Origin of the sequence: Erwinia pyri, from assembly GCF_030758455.1 — a bacterium.
In the GTDB taxonomy this organism is placed as follows: Bacteria; Pseudomonadota; Gammaproteobacteria; order Enterobacterales; family Enterobacteriaceae; genus Erwinia; species Erwinia pyri.
In genome coordinates this window covers 3253076-3272988 of sequence record NZ_CP132353.1, presented here as the reverse complement: position 1 = coordinate 3272988, position 19913 = coordinate 3253076, and the positions used below count along the sequence as shown (strand labels likewise).

The 19913-nt window shown below is 53.9% G+C and carries 26 protein-coding genes; 15 read left to right on the top strand and 11 right to left on the bottom strand.

What is annotated here, in order from left to right; translation table 11 throughout:
• Positions 1–7 precede the first annotated feature (7 nt).
• The 11 genes from Q3V30_RS15505 to Q3V30_RS15455 all read left to right on the top strand — a co-directional run bounded on the left by Q3V30_RS15505 (position 8) and on the right by Q3V30_RS15455 (position 7861).
• A complete protein-coding gene (locus Q3V30_RS15505) occupies positions 8–907 on the top strand; it encodes an FHA domain-containing protein (protein WP_306207154.1) in 900 nt (299 codons plus the stop codon).
• A complete protein-coding gene (gene sctN, locus Q3V30_RS15500) occupies positions 907–2265 on the top strand; it encodes a type III secretion system ATPase SctN (protein WP_306207152.1) in 1359 nt (452 codons plus the stop codon). The genes Q3V30_RS15505 and sctN overlap by 1 nt, the downstream gene beginning before the upstream one ends.
• Entirely contained in the window at positions 2243–2707 is a 465-nt protein-coding gene (locus Q3V30_RS15495) for a type III secretion protein (protein WP_306207150.1), read from the top strand. The genes sctN and Q3V30_RS15495 overlap by 23 nt, the downstream gene beginning before the upstream one ends.
• Positions 2704–3351: a type III secretion system HrpP C-terminal domain-containing protein gene (locus Q3V30_RS15490; protein ID WP_306207148.1), complete on the top strand. Its 648-nt coding sequence runs from the start codon at positions 2704–2706 to the stop codon at positions 3349–3351. Before Q3V30_RS15495 ends, Q3V30_RS15490 begins: the two co-directional genes overlap by 4 nt.
• Complete coding sequence (locus tag Q3V30_RS15485; protein WP_306207146.1) at positions 3348–4388, top strand: FliM/FliN family flagellar motor switch protein; 1041 nt, start codon at positions 3348–3350, stop codon at positions 4386–4388. Before Q3V30_RS15490 ends, Q3V30_RS15485 begins: the two co-directional genes overlap by 4 nt.
• A 3-nt stretch (positions 4389–4391) precedes the next feature.
• Positions 4392–5045 (top strand): type III secretion system export apparatus subunit SctR, encoded by a 654-nt coding sequence (gene sctR, locus Q3V30_RS15480; RefSeq protein ID WP_306207144.1) that lies wholly within the window; start codon positions 4392–4394, stop codon positions 5043–5045.
• A gap of 7 nt (positions 5046–5052) precedes the next feature.
• Positions 5053–5313, top strand: coding sequence for a type III secretion system export apparatus subunit SctS (sctS, locus tag Q3V30_RS15475; protein WP_306207141.1), 261 nt, complete (start codon positions 5053–5055; stop codon positions 5311–5313).
• 1 nt (position 5314) lies between these two features.
• Complete coding sequence (gene sctT, locus Q3V30_RS15470; protein ID WP_306207139.1) at positions 5315–6118, top strand: type III secretion system export apparatus subunit SctT; 804 nt, start codon at positions 5315–5317, stop codon at positions 6116–6118.
• Positions 6118–7203 (top strand): type III secretion system export apparatus subunit SctU, encoded by a 1086-nt coding sequence (gene sctU / locus Q3V30_RS15465; protein WP_306207137.1) that lies wholly within the window; start codon positions 6118–6120, stop codon positions 7201–7203. The genes sctT and sctU overlap by 1 nt, the downstream gene beginning before the upstream one ends.
• Positions 7204–7334: 131 nt before the next feature.
• Complete coding sequence (locus Q3V30_RS15460) at positions 7335–7577, top strand: hypothetical protein (RefSeq protein ID WP_306207136.1); 243 nt, start codon at positions 7335–7337, stop codon at positions 7575–7577.
• Positions 7578–7663: 86 nt separating this feature from the next.
• Positions 7664–7861 carry a hypothetical protein gene (locus tag Q3V30_RS15455; RefSeq protein ID WP_306207134.1) on the top strand — a complete coding sequence of 66 codons (198 nt, stop codon included), beginning with the start codon at positions 7664–7666 and terminating at the stop codon, positions 7859–7861.
• 133 nt (positions 7862–7994) lie between these two features.
• Here Q3V30_RS15455 and Q3V30_RS15450 read toward each other — a convergent pair whose 3' ends face one another.
• A complete protein-coding gene (locus Q3V30_RS15450) occupies positions 7995–8315 on the bottom strand; it encodes an ArsR/SmtB family transcription factor (RefSeq protein ID WP_306207132.1) in 321 nt (106 codons plus the stop codon).
• Between the two features lie 200 nt (positions 8316–8515).
• On the opposite strand from Q3V30_RS15450, the gene Q3V30_RS15445 reads away from it, so the two are divergent.
• The 4 genes from Q3V30_RS15445 to Q3V30_RS15430 are packed head-to-tail and all read left to right on the top strand — an operon-like array spanning position 8516 to position 12919.
• Positions 8516–9508, top strand: coding sequence for an AfsA-related hotdog domain-containing protein (locus Q3V30_RS15445; protein WP_306207131.1), 993 nt, complete (start codon positions 8516–8518; stop codon positions 9506–9508).
• 23 nt (positions 9509–9531) lie between these two features.
• A complete protein-coding gene (locus tag Q3V30_RS15440) occupies positions 9532–10194 on the top strand; it encodes an HAD-IA family hydrolase (RefSeq protein ID WP_306207129.1) in 663 nt (220 codons plus the stop codon).
• Between the two features lies 1 nt (position 10195).
• A complete protein-coding gene (locus Q3V30_RS15435) occupies positions 10196–11392 on the top strand; it encodes a cytochrome P450 (RefSeq protein ID WP_306207127.1) in 1197 nt (398 codons plus the stop codon).
• A gap of 15 nt (positions 11393–11407) precedes the next feature.
• Positions 11408–12919, top strand: a complete 1512-nt coding sequence (locus Q3V30_RS15430) for an MFS transporter (RefSeq protein ID WP_306207125.1) — start codon at positions 11408–11410, stop codon at positions 12917–12919.
• Between the two features lie 126 nt (positions 12920–13045).
• Here Q3V30_RS15430 and Q3V30_RS15425 read toward each other — a convergent pair whose 3' ends face one another.
• The 10 genes from Q3V30_RS15425 to Q3V30_RS15380 all read right to left on the bottom strand — a co-directional run bounded on the left by Q3V30_RS15425 (position 13046) and on the right by Q3V30_RS15380 (position 19895).
• Positions 13046–13363, bottom strand: a complete 318-nt coding sequence (locus Q3V30_RS15425; RefSeq protein WP_306207123.1) for a hypothetical protein — start codon at positions 13361–13363, stop codon at positions 13046–13048.
• Complete coding sequence (gene hrpT / locus Q3V30_RS15420; protein ID WP_306207122.1) at positions 13360–13545, bottom strand: HrpT family type III secretion system protein; 186 nt, start codon at positions 13543–13545, stop codon at positions 13360–13362. The genes Q3V30_RS15425 and hrpT overlap by 4 nt, the downstream gene beginning before the upstream one ends.
• 17 nt (positions 13546–13562) lie before the next feature.
• Entirely contained in the window at positions 13563–15626 is a 2064-nt protein-coding gene (gene sctC / locus Q3V30_RS15415; RefSeq protein WP_428979266.1) for a type III secretion system outer membrane ring subunit SctC, read from the bottom strand.
• 70 nt (positions 15627–15696) lie between these two features.
• Positions 15697–16092 carry a type III secretion system chaperone family protein gene (locus Q3V30_RS15410; RefSeq protein WP_306207118.1) on the bottom strand — a complete coding sequence of 132 codons (396 nt, stop codon included), beginning with the start codon at positions 16090–16092 and terminating at the stop codon, positions 15697–15699.
• On the bottom strand, positions 16079–16306 hold the full coding sequence (locus tag Q3V30_RS15405; protein WP_306207116.1) for an HrpF protein: 228 nt from the start codon (positions 16304–16306) through the stop codon (positions 16079–16081). Before Q3V30_RS15405 ends, Q3V30_RS15410 begins: the two co-directional genes overlap by 14 nt.
• A 105-nt stretch (positions 16307–16411) precedes the next feature.
• Complete coding sequence (gene sctL / locus Q3V30_RS15400) at positions 16412–17029, bottom strand: type III secretion system stator protein SctL (RefSeq protein ID WP_306207114.1); 618 nt, start codon at positions 17027–17029, stop codon at positions 16412–16414.
• Positions 16995–17603, bottom strand: a complete 609-nt coding sequence (locus tag Q3V30_RS15395; protein WP_306207112.1) for a hypothetical protein — start codon at positions 17601–17603, stop codon at positions 16995–16997. The genes sctL and Q3V30_RS15395 overlap by 35 nt, the downstream gene beginning before the upstream one ends.
• A 3-nt stretch (positions 17604–17606) precedes the next feature.
• Positions 17607–18386 (bottom strand): type III secretion system inner membrane ring lipoprotein SctJ, encoded by a 780-nt coding sequence (gene sctJ / locus Q3V30_RS15390; protein ID WP_306207110.1) that lies wholly within the window; start codon positions 18384–18386, stop codon positions 17607–17609.
• 5 nt (positions 18387–18391) lie between these two features.
• Positions 18392–18763, bottom strand: a complete 372-nt coding sequence (locus tag Q3V30_RS15385) for an EscF/YscF/HrpA family type III secretion system needle major subunit (RefSeq protein ID WP_306207108.1) — start codon at positions 18761–18763, stop codon at positions 18392–18394.
• A 211-nt stretch (positions 18764–18974) separates the two neighbouring features.
• Positions 18975–19895: a sigma 54-interacting transcriptional regulator gene (locus Q3V30_RS15380; RefSeq protein WP_306207106.1), complete on the bottom strand. Its 921-nt coding sequence runs from the start codon at positions 19893–19895 to the stop codon at positions 18975–18977.
• Positions 19896–19913 lie beyond the last annotated feature (18 nt).

The window sequence follows — 19913 nt, the reverse complement described above, 5'->3', positions numbered from 1 at the left end:
GCTGATTATGTTTGAACTACGCGTACTTTCAGGTCGTCATCAGGGGGCGGCCTTACCCGTTACCGGCGGTGAGTGGACGTTAGGCAGCGCCCAGGAAGCTGACCTGCTGCTGAGCGACGCGGGCGTTCTGGCACACCATGCCACGCTGATTTTTGCTGAAGATCGCTGGCTGCTGCAGCCGGTGGAAGGCAGCATCCGTACGCTGCAGCAGGAGCGCGCTGAGCCGATCGATCCTCTTCCAGCGGATACCCCCTTTGCGCTGGGCGAGGCCTGGCTGAGCTTTGTGCCGGCGGACCGGCCCTGGGAAGCGATGAACCGCGAGCCGCAGCCTGTTGCCGCCGCCCCCGTTGCTGCCGCAGTGGCCACTGCCGAAAGCCCGGCGCCTTCGCGGACCTTCTCCCGCGGCGTCCAGGCGCTCTCCATCAGCCTGATTTTACTGCTCAGCTTCACCATTATCAGCTGGATCCTGCAGCCGACCGTGGCGCAAACCTCCACCACCGGATCTAACCGTAAAGTGCTGGAGACGCTGCAGGAAGTCCGCCCGCCGCTGGTTGCGATGCTGCGGGATCGGGGTCTGACCCCCGGCGTGAAGATCGATATGGGTAAAGGCACGCTGATCCTCAACGGCGAGCTGAATAAAGAGCAGCTGCAAATTCTGGAACGCATGCTGGTGCGCTTCCAGGCGCAGTACAACGTGCTACCGAAGCTGGTCAATAACACCCGACTCTACAGTGCCAAACTGCCTTTCCGCATCGTGCAGATCACCACCGGGAAGCGGGCAAACGTGGTGACCGATGCCGGAGAACGGCTCTTTATCGGTGATGAGGTCGATGACCTTCGCCTGGTCGCCATCACCTCCAGCGAGATCGAATTTGCCGGTCGCGAACATATCAAGGTGAACTGGTAATGCAGGCAGAGCTGGATAAGTGGTTTCATGGACATCAACAGCGGCTGGCACGCTTCGCACCGGTGGAAATCTTCGGACGTATTACCGGCATCAGCGGCATTCTGCTGGAGAGCAGCCTGCCGGGCGCAAGGATAGGCGACCTGTGCCGCATTGAGGGCAAAAACGGGACGCGCGTGCTGGCGGAAGTGGTGGGGTTCAATCCGCACCACACGCTGCTTTCCGCGCTGGGCCAGCTGGATGGTATTGCCCAGGGCGCCAGGGTAACGCCGCTCTATCAGCCGCACAGCATTCGGGTCTCGGAGGCGCTGCTGGGCAGCGTGCTGGATGGTTTTGGCCGCCCGATTGAAGCGGGCAGCATCAGCGCCTTTGCGCAGCCGGGCGAGATTGAGGGAGTGAAACCGGTGCTGGGTGATGCGCCGCCGCCTACCGAGCGGCCCAGAATCGACACCCCGCTGCCTACCGGCATGCGTGCCATCGACGGCTTGTTAACGCTGGGCGTGGGGCAGCGCGTCGGCATTTTTGCCGGTGCGGGCTGCGGGAAAACCACCTTACTGGCGGAACTGGCCCGCAATACGCCGTGCGACGTGATTGTTTTCGGGCTGATTGGCGAACGTGGCCGCGAGCTGCGCGAATTTCTGGACCATGAGCTGGACAGCGAATTGCGCAGCCGCACGGTGCTGCTCTGCGCCACCTCTGACCGCAGCAGCATGGAGCGCGCCCGTGCCGCCTTTACCGCCACCGCCATTGCCGAGGCGTTTCGTGACCAGGGGAAAAGCGTGCTGCTGATCCTGGATTCGCTGACCCGTTTTGCCCGCGCCCAGCGCGAAATCGGTCTGGCACTGGGCGAACCGCCAGGGCGCGGCGGTTTGCCGCCTTCCGTCTATACGCTGTTGCCAACGCTGCTGGAGAGGGCCGGACAAACTTCAACCGGCGCCATTACCGCGCTCTACTCCGTGCTGATCGAGCAGGATTCTATGAACGATCCGGTCGCGGACGAAGTGCGGTCGCTTATCGACGGCCACATTGTGTTGACCCGTAAACTGGCGGAGCGGGGCCACTATCCCGCCATCGATGTGCTGGCCAGCCTCAGCCGCACCATGACCAACGTGGTGGCCAGGCAGCAGGTAAGCGAGGCCACAGCAGTACGCCGGTTGATGGCCGCCTGGCAGCAGGTGGAGATGCTGATCCGTCTTGGCGAGTATCAGCCCGGCAACGACAGCCTGACCGACGCCGCCGTGCAGGCGCAGAGCGCCATTAACGGCTATCTGCAGCAGGCTATGCGCGACCCGTCCGATTTCGAGCAAACCTGTTTTCATCTGTCGGAGGTAAGCCGCTATGCGCCGTCACTCACCGCCTGAACCTGAAGCTGAAACCGATGCCGCTGCGGCAGAACTGCAGCGCACGCTTAACCTGCTGCTGCCCATTCGCCGCCAGCGGCTCAGCCGCAGCGAGCGCCAGCAGCGGGCAGAGGAGCAGGCGCTGCAGGCCGTGATCGGGGAAACGCATCAGACGGAGCAGCGCCTTGCGGAAAAGCGGGGCGCCTATCAGCAGATCCGCGCCACGTTTATGCAGAATAACGGTGGCGTACAGCAGCAAAAATTTCTTCTTGAACGCGCGTTGCAGAGCGAGCAGCAGGCGGCGGAGCAGGTGGATAACGAACGCCTGAGCCTGCATCAGCTGGCGCAGCAGCAGATAGAGCAACAGCAGCGGGTGGAGCAGGCGCAGCAGGAAACGCGGCTGCGGCAGCGCGACGTTGAGAAGCTGGAATATCTTCTTGAGCAAAACGAGGTAACAGGATGATCCGTTCTCTCTCTCAGACCGCGGCACAGCAGCACGCCACTGAACGACAGGCGCAGCAGCACAAGGATCAACAGCGCCAGAGCCGCCAGCTTTTTTTGCAGCATCGCGAAGCCCAACGCAACGATCCGCGCGCTGCGCCGCAGCCTGCGCAGGCTCAGAATGCGCCTGCAGCCGGCAGGCGCCTGCAACCTGAACAAACCCGTCGTCCCGCCGCAGAAGATCGCTCTCTTTTCAGCTCGCTGCTTGAAGCTGACGACGTGATGGCCCCTCGTCTGATGCTGGATCAGGGGTCGGATCAGCAGCAGGGATTTGCTCAGCTGGAGGAGCCGTCACTCCCGGGCGCGCCTCCGGCAATGGCGTTGTGGCAGGAGATAGAGCCTGCGCTGGCAGACGCCCTGGCAGAGCAGCCGCCGGGGGAGATGCGGCTGACGCTGATGCTGCCGAAGCTGGGAAATGTGCAGGCGCAGATGGCCGCGCTGCCGGGCGGAGGCTGGGATATCGCTCTGCATTTGCACCCCGGCGCGTGGCAGGCGCTGCTGCCCCATCAGGAGCGCTGCCGTTTCTCGCTGCGTCAGAAAATGGCCTGCCGGGTGAAATTACGCTTTGAGCGCCGTGCGGATGAGGATCGGGAGTCTGCAGGATGAAAGCAACGCCTCTGCGAAGTCTGAGCAGTGAGGAAGCGAGCCTGCGTCAGCGTATCGGCGCAGGCTGTTTTTACCCCTTTGAGCTGGCGGGAGAGCAGGGCGTGCTCTCTCTGGCGCTGGCGGATGGACGCCAGCCAGGCGAGATGAGCCACTGGCAGTCAGAAGTGGGTATGCTGCATTTTTCGGATGCTCAGTCCGTGCTCTCTCTGATGTCGCACTGCCCTACCTTTACCGCGCCAGCCGACCTGCCGGAGCAGGCCTGGTACTGGTCGCGCTGGCATCAACAACTTTCAGCCGAACTTCTTGCGCTGTTCGGCCACTTAGCTAATAAGCGAGACCAAACGGAAGCTGGCGACCTGCTGCTGACCCTGTCAGTCGAGTGGGGCAGCCAGCGGGGGCGAAGCCTGTTAGCGCTCTCTGCCACCAGCCTGTCGGCACTGCTGGCAAAAAGCGGCTGGCAGCGGACCCTCTGCCCGTTACCGGAAAGTTTGACGCTGACTTTGCCACTGGCTGTTGGCGACATCGTCCTCTCATCAGACGCGCTGCTGGCGCTGCGTGAAGGCGATGTTTTGCTGCCGCCCGAGCCCTGTTTCACCCCGGATGGACGCGGCGTTATCCGTTGCGCTTCTCATCTGCTTTATGGGGAGATCCAGCTGCAGCCCGGCCAGATGGCCCATTATATTCTTACAAAGATGGAGAGATTGAACGTGACCCTTACCCCTGAAGAGTTTGAGCACGCGCCCGTATCGCCCCCTGAATCCAACTGGGATGCTGAGCCGCTGGCGGCAGAAACAGATTTTGCCCCGTTACCGCTCTCCCTGTCGGTTCGTTGCGGACAGCTGAAGCTCACGCTGGGGGAGCTACAGCAACTTGGCCCGGGTTCGATGGTAATGATCAGCAACGTGACGCCAGGGGAAGCTATGCTCTGCCACGGCGACTATCCGTTAGCCAAGGGGGAGCTGGTGGATGTGGAAGGCAGGCTGGGCCTGCAAATCACCCATATGCTACCCGGCAGCCACAATCCGCTGGCTCGTTAGCCAATGGAGAATCTGTCGCTGAACCCGATGACGCTGGCCCTGTTTCTTGGGGCCTTGTCACTGGTGCCGATTCTGATGATTGTCTGCACCTGCTTTCTGAAGATATCGATGGTGCTGATGCTGACCCGCAACGCGATGGGGGTGCAGCAGGTACCGCCCAATATGGCGATTTACGGCATCGCGCTTGCCGCCTCGCTGTTTGTTATGGCGCCGGTGTTTAACGAGATGAGCCAGCGGGTAAAAACGGTGCCGATCGATACGCAGTCTGCCGACCGACTCGATTACACCGTTTCTAACGGCGTTGAACCCTTAAAGCGCTTTATGGTGAAAAATACCGATCCCGATATTCTTACTCACCTGCAGGAGAACGCCCAGCGTATGTGGCCAAAGGAGATGGCCGACTCGGTCCAGCATGACAGCCCACTGCTGCTGATCCCCTCTTTTGTGCTCTCTGAACTGCAGAACGGCTTCAAGATCGGCTTTCTGATCTTTATCCCGTTTATTGTGGTGGATCTCATCGTCTCTAACGTGCTGTTGGCGCTGGGTATGCAGATGGTGTCGCCAATGACCATCTCGCTGCCGCTGAAAATTTTGCTGTTCGTGCTGGTCAGCGGCTGGACGCGCCTGCTGGATGGCCTGTTCTACAGCTATATGTGAGGGACGCATGGATATTTTGACGCTGTTTCGTCAGGCGATGCTGCTGGTGGTGGTCCTCTCTGCGCCGCCGCTGATTGTGGCGGTGATCGTCGGCGTTATTGTCTCGCTGCTGCAGGCGGTGATGCAGCTGCAGGATCAGACTCTGCCGTTTGCCATCAAGCTGGTGGCGGTAGGGGTGGCGCTGGCGCTGACCGGCCGCTGGATAGGCGTGGAGCTGATGGAGCTGGCGCAGAGCGCCTTTGCCATGATGCCCAACGTGAAGTACTGATATGGGGCATAACACCCTGTTCGATGGCTACCATTTTATCCTGGCCGTCACGCTCGCTATGGCGAGAATATTCCCCTGCCTGCTGCTCTCTCCCGTCTTCTCCTTCAACGCCATCAAAGGCGGCCTGCGCTCGGGTATCGTGCTGGCGCTGGCGCTGTTTCCGGCACCGGTGATCCAGCAGCAGCTCTCGATCGACGATCCCTCCCTGTTCCTGCTGGCCGCGCTGGCGGTAAAAGAGGTGATCATCGGCATCCTGATTGGCCTGCTGATGGCGATGCCTTTCTGGCTGTTCGAGTCGGTGGGCGCGCTGTTCGATAACCAGCGCGGGGCACTGATGGGCGGCCAGCTTAACCCGCAGCTGGGGCCGGACGTCACGCCGCTCGGTTTTCTGATGCAGCAGTCGATCATTCTGCTGCTGGTGGTGGGGCTGGGACTCTCAACCATCACGCAGATCATCTGGGACAGCTATCGCCTCTGGCCCGCCATGCAGTGGATGCCGTTCCCCAGCGAGGCGGGCTTCAAGGTTTACCTCGACCTGCTCGGCAGCGTCTTCACGCATATGGTGCTCTATGCCGGGCCGCTGGTGGCGCTGCTGCTGCTGGTGGATTTCAGCGTCGGTATTCTGAGTATCTACAGCCCTCAGCTGCAGGCAACGGTGCTGGCGATGCCCGCCAAATGCCTGCTGGGCATGCTGTTCTTTGTGCTCTATCTGCCGATCCTCAACTACGTGGGCGGCGAAAAACTTTATGAACTCAAAGATTTGATCCCGCATCTCGCCGATATGTTTGGTACAGGGGGCAAATAGTGTCCGAGAAAACCGAAAACGCCACGCCGCAAAAGCTCAAAGAGTCGCGAAAAAAGGGGCAGGTGGGGCAGACGCCAGATATCCCTAAACTGCTGATCTGCATCGGCGTGATGGAAACAGTTTTTGCCCTGGTGGAGGGGGGCATGCAGCGGCTTGAGGCGATGATTATGCTGCCGCTGGGCAGGCTGAACGATCCGTTCGGCCATGCGATGCAGGAGGTGGCGCTGGATGGGCTGATGGTACTGCTCTATTTTTGCGGCATCGTTTGCGCCCTGATCTTTCTGCTGCGGATAATCGGCGGCTGGATCCAGTTTGGTCCGCTGTTTGCCACCGAAGCGCTACAGCCAAAATTTGATGCCATCAACCCCGTCGGGCATCTCAAAAACATGTTCTCAGCCAGGCAGATGACCACTCTGCTGACCAGCGTGCTGAAATCGATTGCCATTGGCACCGTCTTCTATCTGGCGATCAAACCTGATTTAGGGCCGCTGGCTCAGCTGGCGTACGGTGACGATCTTAACGGCTTCTGGCTTTCCGTGCTGGCGCTCTTTAAGAAGATCGTGCGGGAAACGCTGATGCTGTTGCTGGTGATGAGCGCGATCGATTTTGGCCTGCAAAAATATTTCTTCCTGAAGCAGCAGCGTATGAGCCACGAAGATATCCGTAACGAGTTCAAGCAGAGCGAAGGTGACCCGCATATGAAGGGGCACCGCAGATCAATGTCGCAGGAAATCCTCAACGAAGCGCCAAAACCAAAGCGGGAAGTTGCGCTGGAGGATGCCGATATGGTGCTGGTCAATCCTACGCACTATGCGGTCGGCCTCTATTACCGGCCGGGCGAAACGCCGCTGCCCTCTATGGTGTTCAAAGCCGCAGGCTATGAGGCGCAGGATATTATTGCCGAGGCGCAGAGCCGCAACGTGCCAGTAATTCGCTTTATCTGGCTGACGCGCACGCTCTACCGCACCGTTGAGGAGGGGGAGTATATTCCGCGTGAAACGCTGAAGGCGGTAGCGCAGGTTTATCGCCTGCTGAAGGAGCTGGAGGATCAGCAGCTGGACGATATTGTGGAGATAGAGGATTAGTTTTTCAGGTGGGCAGCGGGAATTAAAAAAAGTGAATTTAGTTTACTCTTTTTTGGAACCATTCTGGCCGGTTACCCACTTAAATTACGAATGCATGGGTATTCATACTTTAACAGCGAGAGGATAATAACATGTCAAGTATTTCATCCAATGTGGCACAAGGCATCAGCTCTGTTTCATCTGCAAAGAATCAGATTGAGACTGCGACTAATGGCGCAGACTACGCTTCACAAATGACTGATATTATGAAGAAGTCGCAGGAAGATAACCTGCAGAAAGCAGAAACCGACCGTATCCTCGCTAAATCCAACGGCCAGGCGAACAGCGCAACAACCGCTGCTTCAGCGGCTAACCAGAATAAAATCCAGTATTAGTAAAAAAAAGGGCCTTCGGGCCCTTTTTTATCCGTTTTACAGCGTCACTCTTTTATACCAACGCCCAGTGATGAAGGGAGAATGTTATGACATTTAAATCATTAAGTTCATCAGATAGTGCCCAGACTGATTATGCACAACAGATGAAAAATATTCAGATGAAATCCCAACAGGATATGCTGGAGAAAATGAAAACGGATTTTACTAATTATCTGACCAATGCGGTAGCGGATGCCTCCTCTAAAGAATCAACCGCCGCTTCGCAAAGTAAATTACAATTCTGATCCCCTTTCCGTTAAGAAACGTCTCCAGATGTCCCTTATCCGGGATGCTTCAGTGGACTAACAGGGACTGTGTCAGCCTGTAAATCAAAGCCACTGAGGAAGATCTGTTCAACTTCCCCTATACAGAAACAGATCAGGAATGGAGACGTTCACTTACAAGGATATCAAGCAGACCGGGATAAGTTTTTTCAATTTCATCTCGTCTCAGCTGAGCCAGAAGTACATTACCTCTGTCAATTAATGAAACAAGGCCAGCTTCCCTCAAGGTTTTGAAATGATGTGATCTTGTCGCCCGGGCAACATCAGCCAGGCCACTGAAAGATGTACAGTGTCTTTCAGCACCAACCTCATCAATGATAAGTTCCTGAATGATCTTCAGGCGCGTTGGGTCACTTAACGCCTTCAATACAGTCGCCAGAACCAACGGATGGTTCTCTCTTTTTACTTTAGTCATTTGATAGTTACCAAATTAATCCCTTGATATTTATGAATATTTATTCTAAGTGAGATCTTGAAAAAAAATTGACATTTATAATTTTTTATTATAATTGTATGTTCGATGGTTATCGAACGTTCGATTTTCTTCTAACGTTCGATAACCATCAAATATAGCATTACAGGAGATAAGTGTCACATTACATGGAGTAAGTGCTTATGCATGATGTGCAGAATTTAAATAAGAATAAACAACCGCCGACCATAACTTACCCCGGTTGCACGATTGATAAAAAGTATGTACACCGGCAGGCAGTTAATGAAGTTTTCATCACCAGTTCACATCAGAACGAAACTGACCACTTTTCGGTTACGGCTGTGATGCCAAAATCACACATGTATTTTAACGATCAGCCTGAACTGATCGATGATAATCAATATTATGATGCCTTACTGCTACTGGAGATTTTTCGGCAGACCTCTATTTGCGTAACCCATAAGTATTACGATGTGCCCTTAACTGCCAAATTCATTTTTAATGATGCAAAATTCAGTATCATAAATCACCATCTGCTGCAAATAAGTGAATTATCACAATGTTTAACCGTTGAGGTTAAAATAAGAAATCATAAATATCGTCGGCATGTGCTTTTTGGTTATACTCTGGATATGGATATCCTTATAAATAATACCCTCTGTGCTCATAAGAAAATGGATATTGGCTGGATGGAGAAATCGGTCTGGAAAAAGTTAAGATCCAGACATGAAAGCCACCATCCATTTGAGTTTTCATATATTAAGCCTGTAAGTAGCATATCTGTAGGGCGCAATATACCACGAAATGTGGTTATTGGTGATATTCGGGAAGACGATAATTTTTTTAAAGCATCTCTGATTGTTGACCAGTCTTATTCGTCTATATTTGATCATCCTCTGGACCATGTTCCGGCAATGTTTATTATAGAGGCGTGCCGGCAGAGCGCTCTAATGGCCGTTTTTATACGAGAAGATATTAAAGTGAACCAGCTTTTATTCCATAGCTGTGATATATCTTTTCTCCACTTTTGTGAGCTAAGTTGTATATCTGAATGCGTAATTAACATGAGTGATATTATTTCAACTTACAACGTCATTCAGGTGCCTGTTTCTGTTATGCAAAATGATAGTCAAAATACTGTCGGAGTGATTAGTTTTAAAATCATCATGAAATAAACCCTCTATAAAAGGGACAACTTATGATTTCTGATAAAAAGAATACGGACTTTTACTGGTTCGATTTTGGCGGTGTTCTATCGCCCCCTATCGCCGAATTGTTCGAAATATATTATGAAAAGACTGGGATTCCAGCCAGGGAATTACAGGCTGCGATGAAATTTGTGGCGGATGAGATGGGTCTGCCTGTACTGGCTCCTGTTGAAAATGCTTTTCTGACTGAGCGGCAATGGGGAGCGCGGCTACGCGCCGCAATGGCTCACCTCTTTCCTGCTACAGATACGAGGCGGGCAGAATTAGAAAATTTTGGACAGCAATGGTTTGATAAAATCCCCGGTAATACAACTATGATTCAACAAGTTAAAAATATGAAGAAAGCAGGTTATCGGGTTGGTATCTTGACTAATAATGTTATTGAGTGGGAGCCCCACTGGCAGGCAATGATTGGGCTTAATGATGTCGTTGAGCATATCGTTGATTCCTGCAAAGTTCAGAGCAGAAAACCGGAACATAAGTTTTTTTCTATTGCAGAGCAGATTGCCAGTGTCGCACCTGAACGGTGCATCCTTATTGATGATTTGCTGGAAAATTGTCAGTCGGCTGAAAAACGTGGCTGGCGAGCAATTCATTTTATCAGTAACAGTGATTGCCTGAATAAGCTACATAAACTAACGGAAGTTAAATAAAATGGATGTTAAAAATTATTATATTACAGATATACCTGATTATGATTCAAAGCCTGGATATGAGGTCATTAGTGCTGCAACTTATGAAAGAATGGGTAGAATTCGGCTGCTGAGTGGTCATGAAGCTTTTCATGTTATTAATTACCACGATGTTAAGAAAATACTGCAAGATAAGAGTTGCATCCGTAGCCCATCGAATGAAAAAGGTGGTCCCAGCGTATTACCTACGCTAACACCAAAAGAGATGCTCTTGAATCTCGATTATCCTGAGCATACTCGTATGAAACAATTTATAGCCAGGGACTACAGTTTTAGCGGATTGAAGTGGCTGGAAGATAAAATTGCACAGTTGACGCAAAAGTATGCCGTAGAGATGGAAAGTAACGGTCAACCCGATCTATTCACTGATCTGCTAGACCACGTCGCTGCCGATACCAATTGTGTCCTGTTAGGTATCCCATGCGAAGATCAGAGTTATTTTCGAGCCCTGAGCCACACTGTTCAGGTTGCTGATCCCGATGATGTTCAGGAGCTGGTCAGACAATTTGAATTGCTTTACAGCTACGTGATGGAGCATGTGCAGGGTAAAAGACACCATACCGATGATGGTTTGATTGCCAGATTTATTAACAACAGAGCGAACTGCCAGCCGCCGCTGAATGATAACGAGTTAACAGCAATATTACTGGGTGCATTACTGGGAGGAGATCAAAACACACTGACGGGGATGACAAAAATCATCTACGGACTGCTCCATATGCCAGACCTCTGGGAAAAACTTCATGAGGAAAAAACTCTAATTCCTGACGCTGTCGAAGAAATGCTGCGTTTAACTAACCTGGGGAGTACCTCAACTTTTCCTCGTATTGCCACCCAAGAGATCCAGCTCGCTACCGGCCTTATTCCTGCCGGTGCGGCAATTTTTGCCGATGTGTTTCTGGCAAACCGTGATCCTGCAATATTTCCCGACCCATTGCTGATAAACCCCGGCCGTGAAAACAAGCAACATTTACAATTTGGTTACGGTATGCATCACTGCATGGGGCAGGAGCTGGTCCGTCTGGAAATTAAGGTAGTGGTTGGCGTATTGACTCGCCAGTATCCACAAATGAGATTACGTTCAGAAAGACTAAACGATCTGCAATGGAGCGAAGGTATTGTCCTGCGCCGTCCGGATGAATTACCCGTTATTCTTTAACTATCAGGAAAAGTTATGTCCTTATCGCAGAACAGCAGAGACAAATTTCTTTTATTTGCTATTTTACTGGCTGTATTTGTTGTGCCCAGTTCAATATCAGGAACAGCTATCGCACTGCCGTCCATTAGCGCTGATATTAACTCAAGCCTGTCGGGTTTACAGTGGGTGGTTAACGCTTTTAACCTCACCTTTGCCTGTTTCACCTTATTCTGGGGCACACTGGCCGACGCTTACGGTCGAAAGAAAGCCTTTCTTCTTGGTGCCACTATTTATACCGTTGCGTCCGTGATGTCAGCATTATCTCCCGGCACTGTGTTCCTTGATTTTGCCCGGGCTTTTGCCGGCATTGGTGGTGCCGCCATTTTCTCGTGTGGGAGTGCCATTCTCATAGCTCAGTTTGAAGGAAACAGGAGAACTCAGGCCTTTGCCTTGTTTGGCACTACAGCAGGGATTGGTATTACTTTTGGCCCAACAATCTCCGGGCTCATTCTGGATTTTATTAACTGGCGAGCAATATTTGCTGTTCATGCAATAATACTGGCGTTAGTCCTGCTCCTTTTCCGGGCTATTCCAGGTGATGTTCCGCGTAAAAAATTTCACTTTGACATCACCGGGGCCATTCTCTTTATTGTCAGCCTGCTGTTGTTCATGCTGGCACTGGTGCAAGGTGCTCAGTGGGGCTGGGTAGAGAATAGAACGTTGTTATTGCTGGCAGCGGGAGCAGTGGCAGCCATAATATTCTATTTCCACGAGAACAGGATTGATAATCCGATGTTGAATTTCAGCCTTATGAAAAATCATACATTCGTGGGACTCATTCTTATTCCGGTTGTTGCCAGCATTATTTTTGTCACGTTGCTGACTTATTATCCAAGCTATCTTACGGGAGTGATGCAATTACCTCCGTCGAAAGCTGGCTTAATGATGGTTTCACTGACTCTGCCGATTCTTTTCTGTCCTGTTCTGGCAGGTAAACTGGTATCCAATGGCGCTTCGGCTCGTCTGATTCTAATTATCAGCCTGCTTTCCTTTATTGCCGGAGGAGTTATCCTGACCTTCGCCAGCCAACCTGGAAGAGAGCTATGGGTACTGGCTATCCCCCTTTTGCTGATCGGTACAGGCATGGGACTGTCTGCCGGACTTGTTGATGGTCTTGCTTTGAGTTGCGTAGCTCCTGAGCAGGCAGGGATGGCGGCAGGATTACTTAACACGCTTCGCCTCGGCAGTGAAGCTCTCGCAGTAGCACTGTATGCTTCATTGTTAACTTCATACCTTACTGATTCTTTACCGACGATCTTCAGCCGGTTTACCCCCTCAGAAGGGCAGATAACCGAATGGATAAACGCTGTCGCCTCTGGCAATCTTACTTTACCGTTGAAATATATTGCCGATAATAATCTTTTAGCTTCAATAATTTCGCAATACCATAGCGCATTTATCTATGTGGTAAACATATTGAATATTTCAGCATTAATACTATGTATTTATATTGTTTGGTTACTGCTGAATAAACGAAGAACCAGATAGTAACAGGAAGTAGCGTCTGAAAAACAGTAAGTCAGCTTAATTTGCCGGGGACAGGGAAGTCGGACGGCCCGGTAATCATTAAATTTTAGCCTCAACATACAATATTTCCGTTTCCCTGACGGAGCCCTACTGCAGATCCAGCAGGGAAGTGAGCTTGCCGATTAACGCATAGGCTTCATCATCGGGCGTGGGGTGGCAGAGCACGGCCAGAGAGCCGTCCGCCTCCATACTGATAAAGCAGCCGTCGTAGCGGGCAGGGTGCTGGAAGCGCCAGGTCAGAACCTGGCGAATCAGCTTGTCGTGCAGGAAAGAAGGGTGGATGCGCAGGGTAAGAGTAGGTCGCGGCAGCGGCGAAAAGCTCAGCTCGCTGCCTGGCCGGAACGCCTGGCAGCAGGCGTCGCCGCGCTGCCAGGCATCCAGAAAGGCCGCCATGCTCATACTCATTCGTTAACCGAAGCCTGGGTGTAATCGAACGCGCCATTACGCATATCGGGCTGCCACCAGATAGTCATCGTATGATCGTCCGACACTGGCCGACAGGAGACATCGTTACAGCCGGGCAGCTTTGGTTTCGCACAGGCGGTCAGCAACAGCGCCAGCGCCAGGATCAACAGCGGTTTTCTCATCTTATCTTTTCCTTTTCTCAGCGCGAAAGCAGACGGGTTGACGATTTGCCGTTCGACGCGCCTGATGCCACCGGCAGATAGCCATCCTGCGATTTCAACAGCGAAACGCGTGAAGGTCGGGCCGGGATCTGCGTATCGTAAGCCACGTAAACCTCGGTAGACTCACCGGGTTTAAGAGAGGTATGCGGCCAGGCTGAGACGGCCAGCGTGCGATCGTTACGGCAGGCGGCTTCATCAAAGCGCGCCTCTTTAGCGCTGGTGTTAGTGAGCACGCCTACGGCGATCTGCATAGATCCATTGCCGTACCACTGATGCCTCGCGCTGCTGCGGAAGGTAAGCGAGACGTTGCAGAGTGAGCTGAGCGTCAGACCGTTCTGGCTGGCCTGCAGTCCGCCAGGCACACGGCCTTCCGCCAGATCCTGCATCGCGCCTTCAATGGTGCGCTTCATATCGCCAAACTGATGGCGACGGCTGATATCACGCAACGTATCGTTCACCTGGTCACGGTTTTCTGCATCGACGTAGCGGGAAGGGTCAACCTGGTCGCCAATCAGATGTGGCGTAATAATAAACAGGCGCTCACGCTGCGACGCGGTGCGGTTGTTCGAGGTGAACAGCTTGCCGATAAAGGGGATTTTACCCAAAATCGGTATCCGCTCTTCGTCATCACCGCTCTGCTTGGTGTGGAAGCCGCCCATCACCAGAGAGCGCTTCTCCTGCACCAGTGCCTGGGTACTGATCACACCGTTTTCCGTACCCTGCGCGCTGCCATCAGTGTTTTTATTCAGCTTGCCATCTTCCACATCTACCACCAGCTGGACCGACGCCTTGCCTGGCGTATTGCCGATAGATCGCGGCGTCACGCGCAGGCTGGTGCCCGCCGTTATTTCGCGAATATCGGCCACGCGCTCACCGATCGCGGTGATAAAAGCGGTGCTGCTGAAGTCGATCACCGCCGGCTGGTTTTCCAGCGTCAGTACCGAAGGATTAGCGATAATTGACGCCGTGCCTTCCCCTTCCAGCGCCTCAATATCGGCGAAGAAGCGATTAAAATCGGTGACGAAAAGCGTACTGGTGCCGCCCAGCATTGAGCTGCCGCCGGTGACGTTGCCGAAGCGACCTGACCAGTTAGAAGACAAACGCGCCAGCTCGTTACGATCGATATCGATAATCACCGCGTCGATCTCAACCAGCTTCTGCGGCACGTCGATCATCTGCACCAGCTGCTGATACTCGCTGCGCAGTTTCTTGTTGTCGCGTACCAGCAGGGTGTTGTTACGCACGTCGGCGGAAACTTTGCCCTGCAGCTCGCTGCCTTGTGACCGCGCTTCATCCCTGTTACGACTCAGTCGGGTGTTGCGGCCTATCATCTGGTTAAGCAGGCTGCGACTTTCACTCTGCATCGCCTGGGAAGCGCTGTCGCCTGCATCCTGACCCTCTTTGGTCATCGTCATCCCGCTTGCCGATCCGCCCGAATTCTGCCCCAGCAGTTCATTCAGCATGGTAGCCACGCCCGGCACCACCAGCGTCTGGTCGCGGAATTTTATCGTGCGATCCGCCACGTCAGCATATTTCAGCGGGAAGGCCATCATCTGTTTATCTTCTTTCGGCTCTTCCGGTTCCGATTTTTTACTGAAGTCGGCAATCAGATCGACATATTTCGGCGGCCCCGAGACCAGCACCACCCCTTCATCCGGCAGCTCGCCCCAGCCGAAACGCGGTTCCAGCAGCCCCACGCCCTCAAGCGCCTGTTTGAGATCGGGTGCGGCATCGGCGCTGATCTTCAGGCGGCGGGAAGTCTGTTGAGACTGGGGACTGACGTAGAGGGTGTTGTTGTAAACGAACCACTGAAAGCGATACTCCAGCGCCAGACGGTTGAGAAAGGCTTCAGCAGAGTCGGAGCGGAGGCGGGCAGTAATAAAGGTATCCGGCAGGCCGGTAACGTTGGTATCCACGCCGTGGCTGCTGGCAAAGTCCTGCAGAATAACGCTGAGCGGCGTGTTATCGGCGGAGTAGGCGTAAGCGCCATCTTTCCATTCGTCGGGGGTGTTGGCATAGCTGTGTGAAACGGATAATCCCATCGCCACCGCCAGTAACAGCGGGCGAAACGGTCGTAAAGCAGTCAGCGTTTTGTGCACGCTTCTCTCCTTGTTATACGGGCATCTTAACGCGTTGCTGCGTTAACACACTTTGCAGAGTTTCCTGCCAGACTTCACACTGGTTGCAGAGGCTTTCCAGTTGCGAGACGGCATAGTCAGTCCGATCGTTCTTGAGGCGGAAAATCAGATTTAACGTCTCGTTCTGTGGATTAAAACAGAGCGCGGCGCTCTCCTGCTCAAAATGGGCCAGCCCAGGGGCAGTAAGGCGCAGCGCGAGTTCCAGTACCCGTCCATTGATCGCCACCGGCAGAGCCATCTCAATAATGTAAAACCAGCCGCCGGGTTGGCGCTGCAGCCTGACGGGCATGTCGTCAATCCACAGCGCCAGCTCGCCGCTGCCCTGATCCAGCTGTTGCTCAATCAGTACGGCGACATCAGTTGATGGCATCAATGATTGCCTTACGAATGCCATGCTTGAACTGGGTATACTGCGAACTTGCCCAGTTAGCGCTGGAAACCTGCATCATTTCATTCTGAAAGGCGTAGATGTCGCCCACGTTTAAGGTCTGATTCTGGCTTTGCTCCGCAAACTGATACATATCATTGCGGGCATGGTTTAACTGATTACTTAAGCGACGTTGGATTGCATCGTTATTGCTCATCGTTGTGTCTCCTGTGGGGGTCTGGAGTTGAGTGGAGCGAAACGATGGCCGGTTCCCATAAATGGAAAAAATGTTAACGGCGAGGAGAGGTGGCGGAAAAGCGGGTTAATGCGTGGGTAACAGCGTTTCGCGGATGCGTGACCAGCTGAGATGAAGCTCTCCTTGCCCGGTGGTGAGAATTAACTGGTCAGGCGCCAGCGCAGCGTCAGCGCTGATTTCCCATACCAGCTGCGGACGTTCGGCAAGCCAGGCTTCCACAGCGGCCTGGTGAGCCGGTGCGCAAATCAGCGTGGCGGCGGCCTGCCTCCCCTGCGCCTTAAGCAGTTGGGCGAGCGTCGCCTGCAGACGGGCCGCCTCCGGCTGTTGATCAAGAAGCTCGCTCATCGCCTGGCTCAGCAGCGCTTCCGTCCGGGGAATCAGCGCCTGCTGCCACTGCTGCTCCTGCTCCTGCCACTGCGTAAACAGCTGCTGCGCCTGCTGAGCAAAATCGTGCTGCTGCTGCTCCGCCTGCGTTTTTACCACTTCCTCGATGCGCAGCTGCGCCTCTGCAAGCAGCTGCTCCGCCTCGCGATTAGCCTCTTCCAGACGCTGTTGCGCCTGCCGTTCAGCAAGCTGCATCACTGTCAGCGCCTGCTGATGTTCCCCTATCGCTTCACGCGTCAGCACCCGGCTTTCAGCCAGTTGCGGATCACTCAGCAGGGTTATTTTCTTGCGGATCCACATGTGCTGGACTCTCCGGTTGCTGAATTTGCCAGATTGCCGCATCCCACAGCGCGCTCAGGCGGGAAGAGGGCAGGGCGACAGCGGGATATTCATCCACCTGTTTTACCCACTCCTGCGGAAACAGCAGCCGCAGACGCGGCCAGCTCTCCGCTGACAGCGCGCGCAGCAGTATCAGGCTGCCGGTACTCCAGGGAAGAAAACAGTCAGCGCTCAGCCAGCTCTCGCAACGCAGCGCTTTTGCCAGCCGTCGGCACCAGATAAGGCTGGCGGCAGCCAACGTATCCGGTGCAGCCTGCGGGGCACAGATCCCGGCCAGCAGCGCCAGCAGTTGGATGCGCGAACCGGCAGGTAACTCGATAAAAGTCAGCAGCCGCGGCTCCGGCTCCGGCGGCAGAGCAGGAGCAATGCCAAAAGCGGCGGCAACCGCCTGCGGATGCTGCCAGGCGAGTCTCTGCTGCTGCTCAGCGGGCAGGGTGAAGAAGCTGTTCTCCTGCCAGCTGCTCTCTGCCTGCTGCCAGTATCCCACTTGCCACCAGTCGAGCCAGCGGTCGGCCTGCTCCTCGCTCCAGCTCATCAGTTACTTCCCCGTAGCCGCGGCGGCATCTTTCGCTTTGCCCACCTTCAGCTTATTGCCAGGTTTCAGGAACATAATGGCAAAGGCGATCATCAGCATGATGGCGAAGAGTGAAGAGACCCACTTCACCGTTGAGTATTCATCCGGCGTTAGCTGGAACGGCCCCATCTGCACCACTTCAATGCGGTCTTCATAGGTCTGCGCCGGGACAAATACAATCGCCAGATCCTTACTGGTTTTCCCGGCCAGGCCTGGAATGCTGGTGGCTACCATCTGCCGGATACGCGGTTCAATACTGTCGGGGTCGAGATTGCTGTGATATTTGATAAATACCGATGCCGAAGCGGGCTGCACCGGCTCGCCGGGCGCCAGCCGCTCGGGCAACACCACATGAACACGGGCGACCACAACGCCATCAATCTGTGCCAGCGTCGATTCCACCTCCTGCGACAGCGCATAGATGTAGCGGGCACGCTCCTCCATGGGGCTGGAGATAACGCCGCTCTTCTGGAAGACTTCGCCCAGATTGGTACGCGCTTTGCGCGGCAGTCCGGCAGAGTCGAGAATTTTCACGCTTCGCTCGATATTTTCCGTATCCACCGAAACGGAAATGCCGCTTTTCTCGATCAATTTTTGCGCCGCAATCTGATGCTGGTTCAGCTCGGCAACAATGTCGTTGGCGTCATTTTCAGCCAGTCCGCTGAACAGCACGGTTTTGTCGCCGCAGCCTGCCAGCAGCAGCAGAGAGAGGAGTAGCAACCATTTCTGAAGATTTTTCATCATAGCCGCTACTGTAGGTTGGTCAGTTTATCAATGCTCTGCACGCCTTTAGAGACAATCTTGGCATTCATAAGATTTTCAATGTAGTAGTCAGAGAGCGCGGAGCTGGCTTCGCTGAAGGCGGCCAGGTTGTTTGAACGGGCCGCAGTCTGCAAATCTTTAACGGTCTCTTTCCGGTGCTGTTCGTTGTTTTGCATCGAGTTGGCCAGGCCGTTAAATAAGTTTGTTACCCCTGAAGGCGCAGCGATTTTTTCCACCTGCGGTTCTTCTTTCAGCTGTGCAGAGAAAAAGTCGATATCGGTCTGCTCCGGCTGTGGCAGCGCTGAGTTCTCAGCAAAGTCATGTTGTGCTAACCCTGATTGTGAGGAGGCTATTTTCATGGTTTTTGGCTCGTGCTGATAAGGGAGGAGTGGGGTAATCGCAGTGTCTCTTGCAGACAGCGCTGCCCTGTATTTGCGCTGGAAGCCATCATGCTGTCCGTTTTTCTCTCCTCAGAGGGGAGATGATGCCAGCGCATTCACAGGTTAAGTGGGAAGAAAATTCAAAGGGTTCCAAACTATTTATTTTTATCTTTGTAAAGGGCACTCGGGATCAGGCGACAATATTCAGTAATTTAATGCGGTGATACAGGGTCCGGCGCGGGATCCCTAGTTCATGTACGACATCATCAATTTTGTGTCCGTGGCGGTGTAAACAATCTTTGATCAGGCTGCGTTCAATCCGGCGTAACCTGTCCTTCAGCAGGGTAGCCTCTCCTTCTCCTGAGGAGATGTGGCATAACGGCGGCATCCGCAGGACATGACGTTCAGCCGCAGCTTTCAGCTCACGGATATTCCCCGGCCAGCTGTGCATTAACAGCGCCTCATCCAACGCAAGGGAGCGTGCCGGAACAGCCTGCTGCAGACGCATTGCCGCTTCCTGGGTAAAACGGCGGAACAGCGGGATAATCAGCTCTGCATGGGAGCGAACCGTAGGCGTTTCGATCTTGATTGTGGAGAGGCGAAAATAGAGATCCCGGCGGAAACGTCCCTGTTCCACCAGCTCCGCCAGCGGCGTTTGGGAAGCGGCAATGACGCGTAAATCCAGCGCGACAGGCTGCGTGGAGCCTAACCGGTGGATAGAGCGCGTTTCCAGAACGCGCAGCAGTTTTGCCTGCAGAATAAGAGGCATACTGTCAATCTCATCCAGGAACAGGATACCTTTATCTGACGTTTCAATATAGCCGGCGCGCGAGTGGCTGGCACCGGTGTAGGCACCGGCCATCACGCCAAAAAGCTCGCTTTCGGCCAGATTCTCTGGGATGGCGGCACAGTTTACCGGCACCAGCGGCCCCTTAGCGCCGGAAAGTTGATAGATCCTCCGCGTCAGCGTGTCTTTGCCGGTTCCCGTTTCCCCTTCCAGCAGCAGATCGACCTTAAGCGGGGCCAGCGTATTGACCATCGGATGCAGTTTTGCATGAATATCCCCGGTCACCAGTTCACTCTTCGCGCTTGTTTCACTACCCGTTAGCATATTTTTCTCCTGTCTTCC

What these genes read in the sequence shown, in the direction of transcription:
- Q3V30_RS15505 (WP_306207154.1), top strand. Translation starts at nt 8, where the DNA reads ATGTTTGAACTACGCGTACTTTCAGGTCGTCATCAGGGGGCGGCCTTA.
- sctN (WP_306207152.1), top strand. Translation starts at nt 907, where the DNA reads ATGCAGGCAGAGCTGGATAAGTGGTTTCATGGACATCAACAGCGGCTG.
- Q3V30_RS15495 (WP_306207150.1), top strand. Translation starts at nt 2,243, where the DNA reads ATGCGCCGTCACTCACCGCCTGAACCTGAAGCTGAAACCGATGCCGCT.
- Q3V30_RS15490 (WP_306207148.1), top strand. Translation starts at nt 2,704, where the DNA reads ATGATCCGTTCTCTCTCTCAGACCGCGGCACAGCAGCACGCCACTGAA.
- Q3V30_RS15485 (WP_306207146.1), top strand. Translation starts at nt 3,348, where the DNA reads ATGAAAGCAACGCCTCTGCGAAGTCTGAGCAGTGAGGAAGCGAGCCTG.
- sctR (WP_306207144.1), top strand. Translation starts at nt 4,392, where the DNA reads ATGGAGAATCTGTCGCTGAACCCGATGACGCTGGCCCTGTTTCTTGGG.
- sctS (WP_306207141.1), top strand. Translation starts at nt 5,053, where the DNA reads ATGGATATTTTGACGCTGTTTCGTCAGGCGATGCTGCTGGTGGTGGTC.
- sctT (WP_306207139.1), top strand. Translation starts at nt 5,315, where the DNA reads ATGGGGCATAACACCCTGTTCGATGGCTACCATTTTATCCTGGCCGTC.
- Q3V30_RS15460 (WP_306207136.1), top strand. Translation starts at nt 7,335, where the DNA reads ATGTCAAGTATTTCATCCAATGTGGCACAAGGCATCAGCTCTGTTTCA.
- Q3V30_RS15455 (WP_306207134.1), top strand. Translation starts at nt 7,664, where the DNA reads ATGACATTTAAATCATTAAGTTCATCAGATAGTGCCCAGACTGATTAT.
- Q3V30_RS15450 (WP_306207132.1), bottom strand. Translation starts at nt 8,315, where the DNA reads ATGACTAAAGTAAAAAGAGAGAACCATCCGTTGGTTCTGGCGACTGTA.
- Q3V30_RS15445 (WP_306207131.1), top strand. Translation starts at nt 8,516, where the DNA reads ATGCATGATGTGCAGAATTTAAATAAGAATAAACAACCGCCGACCATA.
- Q3V30_RS15440 (WP_306207129.1), top strand. Translation starts at nt 9,532, where the DNA reads ATGATTTCTGATAAAAAGAATACGGACTTTTACTGGTTCGATTTTGGC.
- Q3V30_RS15435 (WP_306207127.1), top strand. Translation starts at nt 10,196, where the DNA reads ATGGATGTTAAAAATTATTATATTACAGATATACCTGATTATGATTCA.
- Q3V30_RS15430 (WP_306207125.1), top strand. Translation starts at nt 11,408, where the DNA reads ATGTCCTTATCGCAGAACAGCAGAGACAAATTTCTTTTATTTGCTATT.
- Q3V30_RS15425 (WP_306207123.1), bottom strand. Translation starts at nt 13,363, where the DNA reads ATGAGTATGAGCATGGCGGCCTTTCTGGATGCCTGGCAGCGCGGCGAC.
- hrpT (WP_306207122.1), bottom strand. Translation starts at nt 13,545, where the DNA reads ATGAGAAAACCGCTGTTGATCCTGGCGCTGGCGCTGTTGCTGACCGCC.
- sctC (WP_428979266.1), bottom strand. Translation starts at nt 15,626, where the DNA reads ATGGGATTATCCGTTTCACACAGCTATGCCAACACCCCCGACGAATGG.
- Q3V30_RS15410 (WP_306207118.1), bottom strand. Translation starts at nt 16,092, where the DNA reads ATGCCATCAACTGATGTCGCCGTACTGATTGAGCAACAGCTGGATCAG.
- Q3V30_RS15405 (WP_306207116.1), bottom strand. Translation starts at nt 16,306, where the DNA reads ATGAGCAATAACGATGCAATCCAACGTCGCTTAAGTAATCAGTTAAAC.
- sctL (WP_306207114.1), bottom strand. Translation starts at nt 17,029, where the DNA reads ATGTGGATCCGCAAGAAAATAACCCTGCTGAGTGATCCGCAACTGGCT.
- Q3V30_RS15395 (WP_306207112.1), bottom strand. Translation starts at nt 17,603, where the DNA reads ATGAGCTGGAGCGAGGAGCAGGCCGACCGCTGGCTCGACTGGTGGCAA.
- sctJ (WP_306207110.1), bottom strand. Translation starts at nt 18,386, where the DNA reads ATGATGAAAAATCTTCAGAAATGGTTGCTACTCCTCTCTCTGCTGCTG.
- Q3V30_RS15385 (WP_306207108.1), bottom strand. Translation starts at nt 18,763, where the DNA reads ATGAAAATAGCCTCCTCACAATCAGGGTTAGCACAACATGACTTTGCT.
- Q3V30_RS15380 (WP_306207106.1), bottom strand. Translation starts at nt 19,895, where the DNA reads ATGCTAACGGGTAGTGAAACAAGCGCGAAGAGTGAACTGGTGACCGGG.